This is a genomic window from Glutamicibacter sp. BS14, assembly GCF_056934375.1.
The window spans coordinates 2,333,160-2,346,351 of the sequence record NZ_CM167801.1 but is presented as its reverse complement, the minus strand read 5'-3'; the positions used below and the strand labels follow the sequence as shown (position 1 = coordinate 2,346,351).

12 protein-coding genes are annotated in these 13,192 nt (G+C 67.2%); 6 read left to right on the top strand and 6 right to left on the bottom strand.

Annotation, left to right across the window (positions count from 1 at the left end; genetic code table 11):
* Positions 1–34: 34 nt before the first annotated feature.
* Positions 35–2,569: an esterase-like activity of phytase family protein gene (locus tag AC1Z36_RS11130; RefSeq protein WP_483561253.1), complete on the bottom strand. Its 2,535-nt coding sequence runs from the start codon at positions 2,567–2,569 to the stop codon at positions 35–37.
* Positions 2,570–2,747: 178 nt separating this feature from the next.
* Between AC1Z36_RS11130 and AC1Z36_RS11125 the strand changes: the two genes are divergently transcribed.
* A complete protein-coding gene (locus AC1Z36_RS11125; RefSeq protein WP_219844345.1) occupies positions 2,748–3,593 on the top strand; it encodes a 3-hydroxyacyl-CoA dehydrogenase in 846 nt (281 codons plus the stop codon).
* Here the strand turns inward: AC1Z36_RS11125 and AC1Z36_RS11120 are convergent.
* Positions 3,590–4,000, bottom strand: a complete 411-nt coding sequence (locus tag AC1Z36_RS11120; RefSeq protein WP_332488767.1) for a hypothetical protein — start codon at positions 3,998–4,000, stop codon at positions 3,590–3,592. The genes AC1Z36_RS11125 and AC1Z36_RS11120 overlap by 4 nt on opposite strands.
* Before the next feature lie 30 nt (positions 4,001–4,030).
* Between AC1Z36_RS11120 and AC1Z36_RS11115 the strand changes: the two genes are divergently transcribed.
* Complete coding sequence (locus AC1Z36_RS11115; protein ID WP_105661405.1) at positions 4,031–5,713, top strand: ABC-F family ATP-binding cassette domain-containing protein; 1,683 nt, start codon at positions 4,031–4,033, stop codon at positions 5,711–5,713.
* Between the two features lie 101 nt (positions 5,714–5,814).
* On the opposite strand, the gene AC1Z36_RS11110 is transcribed toward AC1Z36_RS11115, so the two are convergent.
* Positions 5,815–6,159: an ArsR/SmtB family transcription factor gene (locus AC1Z36_RS11110; RefSeq protein WP_105658520.1), complete on the bottom strand. Its 345-nt coding sequence runs from the start codon at positions 6,157–6,159 to the stop codon at positions 5,815–5,817.
* A gap of 115 nt (positions 6,160–6,274) precedes the next feature.
* On the opposite strand from AC1Z36_RS11110, the gene AC1Z36_RS11105 reads away from it, so the two are divergent.
* From AC1Z36_RS11105 to AC1Z36_RS11090, 4 genes are read left to right on the top strand one after another with little or no spacing between them, the layout of a single operon-like run.
* Complete coding sequence (locus tag AC1Z36_RS11105; protein ID WP_332488771.1) at positions 6,275–7,864, top strand: ABC transporter substrate-binding protein; 1,590 nt, start codon at positions 6,275–6,277, stop codon at positions 7,862–7,864.
* Positions 7,861–8,865, top strand: coding sequence for an ABC transporter permease (locus AC1Z36_RS11100; RefSeq protein WP_105661406.1), 1,005 nt, complete (start codon positions 7,861–7,863; stop codon positions 8,863–8,865). The genes AC1Z36_RS11105 and AC1Z36_RS11100 overlap by 4 nt, the downstream gene beginning before the upstream one ends.
* Positions 8,858–10,465 (top strand): ABC transporter permease subunit, encoded by a 1,608-nt coding sequence (locus AC1Z36_RS11095; RefSeq protein ID WP_181149004.1) that lies wholly within the window; start codon positions 8,858–8,860, stop codon positions 10,463–10,465. The genes AC1Z36_RS11100 and AC1Z36_RS11095 overlap by 8 nt, the downstream gene beginning before the upstream one ends.
* Complete coding sequence (locus AC1Z36_RS11090; RefSeq protein ID WP_105661408.1) at positions 10,462–11,196, top strand: ABC transporter ATP-binding protein; 735 nt, start codon at positions 10,462–10,464, stop codon at positions 11,194–11,196. Before AC1Z36_RS11095 ends, AC1Z36_RS11090 begins: the two co-directional genes overlap by 4 nt.
* On the opposite strand, the gene AC1Z36_RS11085 is transcribed toward AC1Z36_RS11090, so the two are convergent.
* The 3 genes from AC1Z36_RS11085 to ureG form a co-directional block, all read right to left on the bottom strand.
* Positions 11,146–11,334 (bottom strand): hypothetical protein, encoded by a 189-nt coding sequence (locus tag AC1Z36_RS11085; RefSeq protein WP_105658516.1) that lies wholly within the window; start codon positions 11,332–11,334, stop codon positions 11,146–11,148. The genes AC1Z36_RS11090 and AC1Z36_RS11085 overlap by 51 nt on opposite strands.
* A gap of 316 nt (positions 11,335–11,650) precedes the next feature.
* Positions 11,651–12,577, bottom strand: a complete 927-nt coding sequence (locus tag AC1Z36_RS11080; protein ID WP_286134328.1) for an urease accessory protein UreD — start codon at positions 12,575–12,577, stop codon at positions 11,651–11,653.
* On the bottom strand, positions 12,538–13,149 hold the full coding sequence (ureG, locus tag AC1Z36_RS11075) for an urease accessory protein UreG (RefSeq protein WP_105658515.1): 612 nt from the start codon (positions 13,147–13,149) through the stop codon (positions 12,538–12,540). The genes AC1Z36_RS11080 and ureG overlap by 40 nt, the downstream gene beginning before the upstream one ends.
* Positions 13,150–13,192: the final 43 nt, after the last annotated feature.

The window sequence follows — 13,192 nt, the reverse complement described above, 5'->3', positions numbered from 1 at the left end:
GCCTTCGCTGTTTTCCCGGTTCCTTCCGCTCGGCCTACTTCGCCCGGGCCCGTGCGGTCTTGAGGGCCGCCGCGGCGCCGAGCAGCGCGATCACTGCACCCACCGGAATCAGCCAGAAGCTGTTCGCACCGGTATCGGCGAGGTGTTCGCTGGCTTCCGGCTGGGCTGGATCCGCGGCCTGCGGCGCCTGGGACTGGCCAGCTTCCCGGGTCGGATCCGGGACCTGCGAAGGATCGTGCGATTCCCCGCTCGGCTGCGGCGAGGGGTTCCGGGTTGGTTCCGCGGCTAGCTCTTCGCCCTGGTCTTCACCCTGTTCTTCGCCTGGCGCGTCGCTTGGTGCCTGGCCGGCCAGCTCGAAGACCTCTTCCACCGCACCGAGGTTCGCGAAGACGGTCTCGCCGGTGGCCTCATCCACCGCATCGTTATCGGTCACCATGTAGAGGTGGCCATCGGCTACGGCCAGCCCCTCCAGCTTTTCCTGGGTCCATCCGTTGGTTTCCTGCAGGGCAGGCAACGCATCGGCCGCCAGCTTCTTCTCGACCAGCGGCACCTCTCCGGCTACGGCTTGCGGAAGCCGGAACTGGTAGATCGCCTTGTGCTTGGCGTTCGGACCCACCTGGTTATCGCGTTCGATCACCGCATAGGAGCCATCGGGCAGGGCGGTGATTTCCGACAGGCCATTCCATGCACCTTCGGCAGCCGCGTCCAGCCGGTAGCCGTACCAGCTGAATTCCCCGGTGGACGGCAGGTACTTGCCCAGGCGGACGAAGTCCTCGCCGGGCAGTTCGCGCTGCACGGCGAACACTACTTCTTCCTGTTTCCCGGAGCCGGTCGCGGCAATGCCTTCCAGCCCGTGCTTGCCCAGCCCCGCCAGTGCAGGCAGCGCGACTTCTTCTTGCACCGCACCGGCCGCGTCGATGCGCACCAGCAGGTTTTCCGCCCCGGTGGCCCCTTCATGGGCGGCCCAGAAACCGCCCTCCGCGCGGGCGGCAATGCCTTCCAGGTCCAGTTCGGTACTGGCCGAGGTCACCGCCATCGACGATTCCACGGTGGCCGGGGTGCCGGCGCCCAGGGTGTAGATGCGCGGCTGGTACGCGTTGTCGCTGACCGCGAAGAGCTGCGAAGCATCGGCCGGGTTGGCCGACAGGCCGCTGAGCGCACCGAATGGCACCGGATCGGCGGCATCCGAGGACAGCTGCGGGAACTGCGGCGCGGCGGCGCCGAAGGAGTACAGGGACACCGCCGAGCGCACCTGGCCCTCATCGGTTTCCGAGGCGATGGCCAGCAGGTTGCGCCCGGGGATCGGCAAGATCCCTTCCGGGCCGTTGGTGGTCGGCAAGCTTTGCAGATAGCGCGGGCTGGATGGCTCGGACAGGTCGTACACGGCCACGAAGTTCCCGCGTTCGGCCGCGATGAATCCGTAGTCCACGCCGCCGAATTCGGCGATGGCCAGCCCTTCGGGCTCAACGCCCTTCTTCCCTGCGCGCTGCTCCGGGAACAAGCCCTGGGATAGCGCGAGGTGCTCGAAGCTATTGCCCGCATCCCACACCACGTCGCCGGTGGCGGAATCGAAAATCGTGAATCCGCGGCTGCCGCCCTTCCAGTCGCCCTCATTGGCCGTGGCCAGATAGCGGTCCTGGATCCAGCCGATGGCATCGGGCTCGCGCGGCACGCGCTTCAGCTCCCCGCTGGGATCGAGCACGCCGTCCTTTTCGGTGTCGATCCCCGCCAGATCCACGGTCCCGGTGCGGAAGGCGCCGGTAACCCCGCCCGAGGCCAGGTCCACCAGCACCACGCCGTTGTTTTCCTGGAGGGTTGCCGCCAGCTGGTTCTTCTCGTTGATCGTGACGTACTCGGGCTCGGGGTCTTGCGGGGTGTCGAGACCGGCCGCGGCCAGCAGCGGCAGCGCAATCGGTTCGGTGCGGGAACCGGAGGTGAGCGGGACTTCGCGCAGCTTCCAGCCGGCCGGGTCCGCGCCTTGCAGGTCCATGATGGCGATCGATCCGGCCGGGGCTTGCGGCAGCGCGCCTTCGCCAGCGTCCTCGTCGCGTTCATTCTCGATGGCGATGCCCGCGTAGGCACCGTCGGCAGACAGCGCGATGGAATCGGGCTGGCCTGGCAGCGCAAAACTGTGCACCAGCGTGCGGTCGGCAATCCGCACCACATCCACCCGCCCCGAGGGGTCGCTGTAGCTGGCCGAGGTGTTCACCACCACGAACACGTAGTCGCCGTAGGCGGCCACGCTGGTGGGCTCGTCCTCGGCGCTGCCCAGCTGGTGCAGGCCCAGCAGGCCCAGGCCCTTCGGCGCGGCAGGGTTGGAAATGTCCAGAAAGCCGACGCTGCGCGAGAGCGCATCGGAGTAGATCAGCGTGTTGCCGTCCGCCGATACGGTGGAGATTTCTGCGGCGGTCTGGGCCGCGGCGCCCTCGGGATGGTTCTGGTAGACCGGGTAGGTGGCCTCGCGTTCGAAGTACTCCCCCGGGTCCGCGGCGGCGGCTAGCGGCGACAGGCTCGCGGCGATGACGGCGGCGGCCAGGACTCCCGGGGCCTTCTTGGATATGCGGTGCACGTAGTTCTCCCCCATGCTGGTTGCGGATGACTCCCCAAGAGTTCCAGCACCACCTAGCCAGAAAGTGAATGTTCGGCAACTGGAAGCCAACCAGCAGGTGTCGGGCGTTCTCCCGCTCACATTTAGTTGAAATGGCGCAACTAAAAGCGGAGAGTGAAGCTGTACCCCAAGGAGAATCATGGAACTGCAACGCATCACCGTTCTGGGCACTGGCGTGCTCGGCGCACAAATCATCTTCCAAACCGCCTACCACGGCTTGCCCGTCATCGGCTACGACATCAGCGAGCAAGCGCTGGCCGCCGCAAACCAGCGGCTGGATGCCCTGGTTGCGCAGTACGCCCAGTACTTCGGGAACCCGCAGAAGGCCCAATCCGCCCGCGAGTCCATCGAACTGACCAGCGATCTGGCCGACGCGGTGCGGGAGGCCGACCTAGTCATCGAGGCGGTGCCCGAGAATCTGGAGATCAAGGCGCAGACCTACCGGAAGCTGGCCGTGCTGGCCCCCGAACAGGCCATATTCGCCACCAATTCATCGACCCTGCTGCCCTCGGATATCGCCGAGTTCACTGGCCGCCCCGGACAATTCCTCGCCCTGCACTATGCCAACCGCATCTGGTCCAACAACACCGGCGAAGTCATGGGCACACCAGCAACCACCCCCGAAGCCTACGAAGCAGTGGTCGATTTCGCCGAGCGTACCGGGCTGGTCGCGATCCGGGTGCTCAAGGAGCAGCCGGGCTACGTGCTGAACTCGCTGCTGGTCCCCTTCCTGCAGTCCGCCAGCCACCTGCTGGTCAACGGGGTCGCCGATGCGCAGACCATCGACAAGACCTGGAAGCTGGGCACCGGAGCGCCGCATGGTCCGTTCGAGATCTACGACATCGTGGGGCTGAACACCGCCTACAACATTTCCCGTGCAGGCGATGCAACCAGCCAGAAGTTCGCCGAGCTGCTCAAGACCCAGTACATCGATCAGGGCAAGCTCGGCGCAGCGGCCGGCGAAGGGTTCTACAAGTACAACTAGCCGCCGCGGGGCGCGCCACCAGGCAGGGGCGCGCCCTCATCCCAGTCGGCCAGCGGCGGAAGGCTCTTCGGATCCGCTACTTCCAGTCCCACCACGATCCAGTTGTGGTCGAAATCCGTGCCTTCGGGAACATGCAGGGTATCGACCACCGGGACAGGGCCACCTGCCAGTCCCCCGGCCTTCGCCGCACGTTCATGATCCCGGTACTGGATGCGCACCACCCGGGCGGCGACTGCTGCCACGGGCACCCCCGTGCCATCGAAGGTGCCGTGGTCATCGAGCTCGAAGGAAATTTCCCCGCGCCCGTTGCGCACCTGGGCCAGCTGCCAGCGCACGTGATCTCCTACCGAAAACGCTGAATGGCAGCAGGCATGGAGCGCTCCGTAAATTTCTACTGTGATCTGCATGTTCGGCAATCTACCCGATAGGATTGCCAGGTGGCCCATATAGACGTGACAGACATCCAGTATTTCCTTTCCGACGGCACCCAGCTTCTGGGCGGCGCGGCCTTCAAGGTCACCGCCGGCTCCAAGACCGCGCTGATCGGACCCAACGGCACCGGCAAGACAACCCTGTTCAAGATCATCGCAGGAGACCTGAAGGCCGACGAAGGCTCCATCAACCGCACCGGCACCCTGGGCATCATGCGCCAGTTCGTCGGGCAGGTGCGCGACGACTCCACGGTGAAGGACCTGCTGCTGTCCACCGCCGCACCGGCTTTGGCCCAGGCCGCCGCCAAGGTCGCCGAGTACGAGGCCAAAATGCTCACCAGCGAGGACGAGAAAGTCCACATGCGCTACGCCGAGGCGATCATCGAGTGGGGCGACGCCGGCGGCTACGAGCTGGAAACCACCTGGGACAAGGTCTGCATGGCCGCCTTGGGCATCGGGTTCGACAAGGCCGGGGACCGGCTGGCGCGCACCCTGTCCGGCGGCGAGCAGAAGCGCCTGGTCCTCGAAGCGCTCTTCGAAGGCAACGACGAACTGCTGCTGCTCGACGAGCCGGATAACTACCTTGACGTGCCCGGCAAGCGCTGGCTGGAAGAGATCATGTCGCGCTCCAACAAGACCGTGCTGTTCATCAGCCACGACCGCGAGCTGCTGGACAACGCCGCCACCCGCATCGTGACCCTGGAACCGGGCCACGGCGGGGCCACCGCCTGGGTGCACGGCGGCGCGTTCGGCTCCTATGTGGAAGCCCGCAAGGAGCGCAACGAGCGCTTCGAGGAGCTGCGCAAGCGCTGGGACGAGGAGCACGCCAAGCTCAAGGAACTGGTCAACATGTACAAGACCAAGGCCGCGTTCCGTTCCGACATGGCCAACCGCTACCAGGCGGCCACCACCCGGCTGGAGAAGTTCCTGGAGGCCGGCCCGCCGCAGGCGATCCCGCTGGAGCAGAACGTGCAGATGCGGCTGAAGGGCGGGCGCACCGCCAAGCGCGCGGTCGTGGCCGAAAAGCTCGAGCTGACCGGGCTGATGAAGCCCTTCAATACCGAAATCTGGTTCGGCGACCGGGTGGGCGTGCTGGGTTCGAACGGCTCGGGCAAGTCGCACTTCCTGCGCCTGCTGGCCTCCGGCGGATCCGACCCGGAGCGCGAGCACCTGCCGGTCTCCGATGTGGTGATCGCCCCGGTGGCGCATGCCGGCACGGTGAAGCTGGGAGCGCGCATCCGCCCGGGCTACTTCGCCCAGACCCACAGCCGCCCGGACCTGTTTGGCCGCACCCTGCTCGAAATCCTGCACCGCGGCGACGAGCACCGCTCCGGAATGCCGCGCGAGGCAGCGGCCGGAGCGCTGGATGGCTACGGGCTGGCAGCGCAGTCCGAGCAGAAGTTCGAATCGCTCTCCGGAGGCCAGCAGGCGCGCTTCCAGATCCTGCTGCTGCAGCTCTCGGGGGCAACCCTGCTGCTGCTCGATGAGCCCACCGACAACCTGGACCTGCACTCGGGCGAAGCCCTGGAACGGGCCATCGACGCGTTCGAGGGCACGGTGCTGGCGGTGACCCACGACCGCTGGTTCGCCCGCGGCTTCGACCGCTTCCTGGTCTTCGGCTCCGACGGCACCGTCTACGAGTCCGACGAGCCGGTCTGGGACGAGGCCCGGGTGCAGCGCAAGCGCTAATCCCAGGGAACTGCCCGCGGGTATGGGTCCGGCACAATATGATGCCAAGCCCGTGCCTTCAGTTGCGCCTTCTGCGTTCTGCGGCGCGTTTGCACGCGGGACTAATGCTCGGGGTGCAGGTGAGAATGCGGGGCGTCCATCTGGTGCAGCAGCTGATGCACGCCGGGGTGCACCAGCTCCCAGCGGCGGTACTTTCCATCCCGCTGCACCTGAACTACCCCGGCCTTGCGCAACGTGGCCAACGACTGGGTCACGGTGTTTGCGCCCAGCTGCGCGGCATCGGCCAGCTGGGTGACCGAGGACAGCGGCGCGGCGTGCATGGCAATCAGTATTTTCATGCGGGTGGCATCCGCGCACAGGGCGAACACGTCGATCCAGTCCTGCAGCGATTCCTGCACTTCCTCCAGGGCGTTGGCGCCCACCTGGCCGCGCTCGGACTCAGGCATGCCGCCCCCGCGAAATAGTGGTTGGCAAAATCACCACGCAACCCCTCATCTGTGTGATCAAACACCTGTAGTCTGTGAACATCTACCCCACGCACCGCTCGGAAGGACCTCGTTCGTGCACAGCTACGTCCGGCGCGCCGCACTGATGCTCCCCATCCTACTGGCCACCGCAGGCTGCCAGGCCGCCGTCCCCAGCGACGACGTGCTGCTGCTGACCCCTGCGCTGCCCGAAACCCTGAATCCGCTGGCAGGTTTCGACAACAACGGTACGGGCAAGATCAACGAATCGCTGTATACCCTGGACGGGGAAACTGGCAGCCTGCCGAATTTGGTGCCGCTGCTGGCCGAGGGCGAACCGCAGATCAGCGCCGACGGGCTGCGCTGGAGCATTGCGCTGCAGCCCGGCATCAGCTTCAGCGACGGCAGCGGCTTCGACGCCGGGGATGTGGCCGCCAGCTACCGGGCCATCCTGGACCCCGCCAGTGCCTCGCCCATCGCCGGCGTGCTGGAAAACCTCGATACGGTGCGTGCCGTGGACGAGCACACCGTCGAATTCACGCTCAAGGAGCCCCAGGTCTCCTTCAAGACCGCACTGCTGATCGGCATCGCCCCCGAAGAACTGATCGCCGACGGGCCGGTGAGCAATTCCAGCCTGAACCGCACCCCGGTGGGTACCGGCCCCTACACGGTGCAGAAATTCGATTCCGCCCAGCTGGTGCTGGGTGCCAATCCCGACTACCGTTCCGGCGCCCCCGACGTGGCCCGGGTGGTCTACGAGCAGTCAGCCGACGACAACGCCCGCTCGCAGGCACTGGCAGGCGGCGGCTACACCGGCACCGTGCTGCCTCCGCGGCTAGCGGCCAGCTTCGCGGATCGCGACGGGTTCGAGGTGGTCACCGCAACCAGCGCGGACTGGCGCGGCATCTCGCTGCCCGCCGACCACCCGTTCACCGCCGATCCTTCCGTGCGCCTGGCGCTGAACCTGCTGGTGGACCGCCAAGCGCTGATCGACGGGGTGCTGGCGGGCTCCGGGCGCCCTGCCTACACCTTCGTCCCGGCCCAGTACGGCAAGGCCTACAACTCTGACGCCGTGTTCGCCCACGACCCCCAGCGGGCCGAGCAGCTGCTGGAGCAGTCGGGGTGGACGCTGGACGGCTCGATGCGCTCCAAGGACGGCCAGGACGCCGCATTCACGATCATGTACAACCCGGGCGACACGCTGCGACGGGACCTGTCCCTGGCCTTGGCCGCCCAGCTCAAGGAGCACGGCATCACCGCCGAGGTCGTGCCCGCCACCTTCGACGAAGCCGAGCCGCGCATCGGCACGGACGCGCTGATGCTGGGCGGCGGCGACACCCCTTACGATGTGGACACCCAGCTCTACAAGATGCTGCATTCAAGCTACCCGGAGGACGGCGCCTACTACGACAACCCCAGCCGCTACGCGGACGCGGCGATGGACCGGCTGCTGCACATCGGCCGGACCAGCACCGACCCAACGGCCCGCGACCAGGCCTACCGCAAGGTCCAGGAACTTTACGTCAAGCAGCCATCGATGCTGCTGCTGGCCTTCACCGACCACAACTACGTGCAGCGCAGCGACGTCCATGAGACGTGGAACACCGCCGGCACCCTGCTCGAACCCCATGACCACGGCACCGCATGGGGCCCGTGGGTGAAAATCGGCCAGTGGACCGGCAAATGAGCCTGACCGTCCTGCGCCCGCGAGGCGTGCCGCGGCTGCCAAGAGCCGGGCTGCTGGTGCTCCGCCGGATGCTGCTGGCCATCCCGCTGACCGCGGGGCTGACCGCAGTGGTGTTCTTCTTGGCTTCCGTCGCCCCGTTCAATCCGCTGGCTGCCTATCTGGGCAGCCGCTACGAGCACACCGGCGCCGCCGAACGCGCGGCCCTGCGCGCCGAGCTGGGCCTGGACGACTCCTGGTTCGGTGCCTGGCTCGGCTGGCTGGGCTCGGCGGTGCACGGCGAGCTGGGCACCTCGCGCATGCTGGCCCGGCCGGTCACCGAGGTGCTCGCCGAGCGCGTGCCCTATACCCTGCTGCTGATGCTTGCCGGGCTGCTGCTTGCCGTGGTGCTCGCGGTACTGCTGGCCTGTGCCGCTGGTCTGTGCCGCGGCGGGTTGGCCGACCGCGCCACCACCTGGATCGCCCAGCTGGCCCAGGCCATCCCGCCCTTCGTGCTGGCGCTGGTGTTCATCGCTGTGTTCTCGCTGCGGCTCGGGCTTCCCACCGGCGGCGTGGCGCCTCCAGGGCAGGAGCCGACCGCCGGGTCGCTGGCCGTGCATCTGCTGCTGCCGGCCACGGTGATGGCCATCAGCCTGCTGCCCTGGCTGGTGCTGAACCTGCGGGCCTCCATGTTCGATCTGCTGGACTCGGATGCGGTTCTCGCGGCTCGGGGACGCGGCGAGGGAGCCGGACGGATCTTGGTGCTCGAGGTGCTGCCCGGCGCCCTGCTGCCCTTCATCACGGTGATCGGCTCCCGCCTGGGCGAACTGATCACCGGAGCGCTGCTGGTTGAAACGGTGTTCGGCTGGCCCGGGATTGCCTCGGCGGTGATCGATTCCGCGGTGTCCGCGGACTTCGCGCTGCTGGCCGCGGTGACCGCCTGCTCGGCGCTGGCCGTGTTCCTGGGCAATGCCCTGGCCGACGCCGGCTACCTGCTGCTTGATCCGCGGGTGGGCGATGTCTAGCATCATCCGTGATTCCCGCTTGCTGCCGCTGGGCATCATCCTGCTGGCCGTGGTTTATGCGGTGCTCGTTCCGTTCTTCTCCCCCGAGGCGGTGGAGAACATCGACCTGGCCGCGGTGTACCTGCCGCCGGGGGCCGAGCATTTCTTCGGCACCGATCAGCTCGGGCGCGACGTGTGGGTGCGGGCCGCGGCCGCGCTGCGGCTGTCGATGCTGCTCGCCGTCGCATCGGCGCTGTCCTCCACGCTGCTGGGGGTGCTGGCCGGAACCCTGTCCGCCACCGCCGGCGGGCTGGTGGACCGGATCATCACCCGGCTGGTAGACAGCGTCAGCGCGATCCCGCACCTGCTGCTGGGTGTGGTGATCCTGGCGCTGTGGCCCGGGCAGGGGTGGGCGATCATCCTGTCCATCGCGCTGACCCACTGGACCCAGGTGGCGCGTATCGTTAGGGCCAGGCTGTTGGCCGAACGGGAGGCCGGATACGTCAAGCTCAGCCGGGCCTCCGGCGCCCGGCCGCTGGCGCTGTGGTGCACGCACCTGATTCCCGCGGTGCTCCCGCAGGCGGGCATCGCCGTGGTCCTGCAGCTGCCCCATGCCATCTGGCACGAATCCGCGCTGTCCTTCCTAGGCGTGGGGCTGCCGCCACAATCCGCGTCGCTGGGTTTGCTGCTGGAGGACGCCCGCACAGGCATCCTGGTCGGCGCTTGGTGGATGCTGGTGTTCCCGGCCGCGCTGCTGGTGCTGCTCAGCTGGTCCTTTGCCGCCCTGGCGCACCCACAGCCGCAACGCCGCCGCTCCGCGCGGCGCCTCGATTCTCTCGCTCCGCGACGAAAGGGCGGTGCCGCAGAAAAAGCCGATGGGCATCCGCTTCCACGGGGCGCAGGCTTGGTCTTGCGGGGATTGTCGGTATGGAGCAAGGATGATTCCCCAGAACGCTCCGTGCTGCTGGATAACGTCAGCTTCACTGCCGCCGCCGGAGCGGTCAACGTGGTCATGGGTGCCTCGGGCGCAGGAAAGACCATGCTGCTGCGCGCCGCCGCCGGGCTACTGCCTCAATCGCTGGAATCCACCGGCAGCGTCCTCGTGCCGGGAACCGCTGGCGGGCCCTGCCATGCCCCCAAGCTGGGTGAAGATCTGGTTTTCATTCCCGGGTCGGCGGCCACGGCGCTGAACCCGGTGCTCAGCGTGGGCACCGCCTTGCGCCGCGTACGCCGGAGCCACGGCCTGGACAGGTCGCCGGCCGCGCTGGCGGCGGTGTTCAAGGACTTCGAACTGGTTCCCGACCTGCTCCATCGCTACCCGCACGAGCTGTCCGGAGGCCAGGCCCAGCGTGTAGTGCTGGCCCTGGGCTTGGCATCCCCCGCCAGCTGCGTTGTGCTGGACGAGCCCACCAGCGCCCTGGATGCGGATACCGCGGCGGCCATCGCTCGGATCCTGCGCCGCTTGGCGGACACCGGGTGCACCATCGTTATGGTCACCCACGACGCTGAACTGGCCGCAGAACTCGCCGACACGCTGACCGTGGTCAGTGATGGGCAAGTGCTCGCATCCGCTTCCGGCGACGGGCAGGTCATCCCGGAATTGGAGGATAGCACCCCATGAGCCTTGAATTGTCTGCGGTGAGCCACCGCTATGCCAAGAACGTCCCCAGAATCCTGGATCAACTGGACCTGGAGGTCACGTCCGGCTCGGTGATCGGTCTGGTCGGGCCCTCGGGTGCCGGGAAGTCCACCCTGCTGGCCATCGCCTCGCTGATGCTGGCCCCGACAGAGGGCAAGCTGCGCATCGACGGCCAAGCGGTACCTGCCCGAGGGCACGTCCCGGCCGAACTGCGCCAGCGCATCGGCATCCTGCCGCAAAACCCGCGCAGCTTCGCGAACCCCCGGCTCACCCTGGGCGCGATCATGGCCGAGCCGTTAGCCCTGCGCGACGGGCTGGCGTTCCCCCGTCCGGGCCGCTATCGCCGCGAGCTGGAGGAACTGGCCCGGGAGGCGAGCCTTGAACCGGCGCTGCTGGAGCGGAAGCCCGGGCAGGTTTCCGACGGGCAGCTGCAACGAGCCCTGCTGGGCAGGGCGTTGGCCCTGGACCCGGCGCTGCTGGTGTGCGACGAGCCGACGTCAGCCCTGGATCCCGGCACCACTGCGCAGATCTTCACGGTGCTGCGCGAGCGGGCTCGAGCCGGGGCGGCGGTGCTCATCGCCTCCCACGACAATGTCTCGCTGGCCGAGCACTGCGATTCGATCCACCAGCTGTCGGCGCTGCGGCGCCCAGACCAAGGGGCACTACTTGGACTCCCCGCCCAAATGCCAAGCGATGATGTCGAGCGCAGGTAGCGGTGTAATCGGCACGTCGGGCTCCACCAACTGGGGAATTTCCAGCCAGAATTCGTGGTGGCCCTGCAGATCAGCCTGCACCTCTGGCAGCCAAGCCAGAATGAAAACGCGGTCGGAGCGCTTGTTGTCCCCTAGCATCCGTTCCTGATGCAGCCTGCGCACCTGGCGGCCAAAGAGTGGAATCAGCTCGGGATTTTGCGATGCACCACCATGGCCAGTTTATCGGATTGACTTGTGGGGTCCGCGGCTAGTCAAGGACACCAAAATGATCAGCAATAGCGTCAAGCTGCGGTTGGCCTGCGTCGCTCAGCGCTCCGGACAGGCACAGGTACGGCATTTATTGGCGAATTGTGCCGGCGCACCGCCGCCCTGTGACCTCGCCGGGATGCGAAACGGCCGCCGGGATCCCCTGCGGGAGGAACGTCGGCGGCCGTTGGATCAATTCCGGAACAGACTAGTACTTGCGCAGGTTCACCGGCTGCTGTCCGCGCAGCTCGATGCGCAGCTGGTTCACGAGGGCGTGCAGCACCGCATTCGCCGATTCCGTGGAGCCTCCCAAGGTGCGTACCGCAAGACCGGGCACCGGGGCCTGGGAAATGCCCACAGAAATTCCGTCGCGCTGCTGCCCGGCGATCTCGTAGGCCAGTTCGCGCAGGCGAGCGACCATTGCCGCGTCGATGCGCGGGTCGATGGCCAGCAGCATGCCCACGTGGGTGGATTCCTGCAAGTACAGCAGCGAGTCGATGGAATCCTTGCCCGGCTTCACCCACAGGTTATCCAGCGCCCCGAGCCGCCCGTCCAGGTGGACCTCGGTGCGCAGGCGCAGCTGCTCGTAGCTGAACCGGCTGCCGTCCGGGCTCCAGCCCGGGGTGAGGACCTCGCACAGCACCAGCGAGGCATCGGCGGCCATGTGCACCTCGGTGCGCTGGAAGTAGCTGGCGTCCTTATAGGCGATCAGCTGGTCCGGCAGGTATTCGAGCACCGCGCCGGGTTCCAGCCTGATGCGCATGTCCTGCTGCGCCGGGCCCTGCGGGGTGCGGTAGACCTTGGTGGCGGACTGGGTGGTCAGCAGCAGGCTGCTGCCCTCGGCAACACGGATCTCGATGCCGTACTTGTCGGCGCCCAGGTAGCCGCCACCGGGGTTCACGATGGTGTAGCAGACCTGGGCGGTGTCATCGAGGTAATGCGGGCGCAGCACGCGCAGCGCCCCCTGGTGGTATTGCCGCAGCGCGATGTCCTTCCCGGCCCGCGAGCCGACGTGCAGCCGCAGCTCGCCGACCAGGCCATCCGGGAACGGACTGGGCTCCAGCCCGGAGCCCAAGCCCGGGCTCGAAGCGGCCACTACGCCAGGTCCGTCATCAGCACGTCGTGCTTCAGCCACGCGATGACCTTCTCCAGCCCCTCGTCGGTCTTCAGGTTGGTGAAGCAGAAGGGCTTGTCCCCGCGGAACTGCTTGGAATCCGACTCCATCACCGACAAATCCGCGCCCACGTACGGGGCCAGGTCGGTCTTGTTGATGATGAACAGGTCGGACTTGATCATGCCCTGCCCGGCCTTGCGCGGGATCTTCTCGCCCTGGGCCACGTCGATGATGTAGATGGAGAAGTCCACCAGCTCCGGGGAGAACGTGGCCGAGAGGTTGTCCCCGCCGGATTCGACGAAGATCACCTGCAGGTCAGGGTGCTTGGCTTTCAGCTCCTCGATGGCCGCGGCGTTCATCGAGGTGTCCTCGCGGATCGCGGTATGCGGGCAGCCGCCGGTTTCGATGCCGACGATCCGATCCAGCGGCAGCACGCCGTTGGCGGCCAGGATCTTGGCGTCCTCGATGGTGTAGATGTCGTTGGTGATCGCCGCCATGGAGATCTCGTGCTCCAGGGCCCGGGTGATGCGTTCAATCAGCTGGGTCTTGCCGGCACCGACTGGTCCGCCGATGCCAATCTTGATGGGTTCCATGGTATTTCCTCGAATCTGTTGGGGCCGCAGGTGCGCGGCGGGG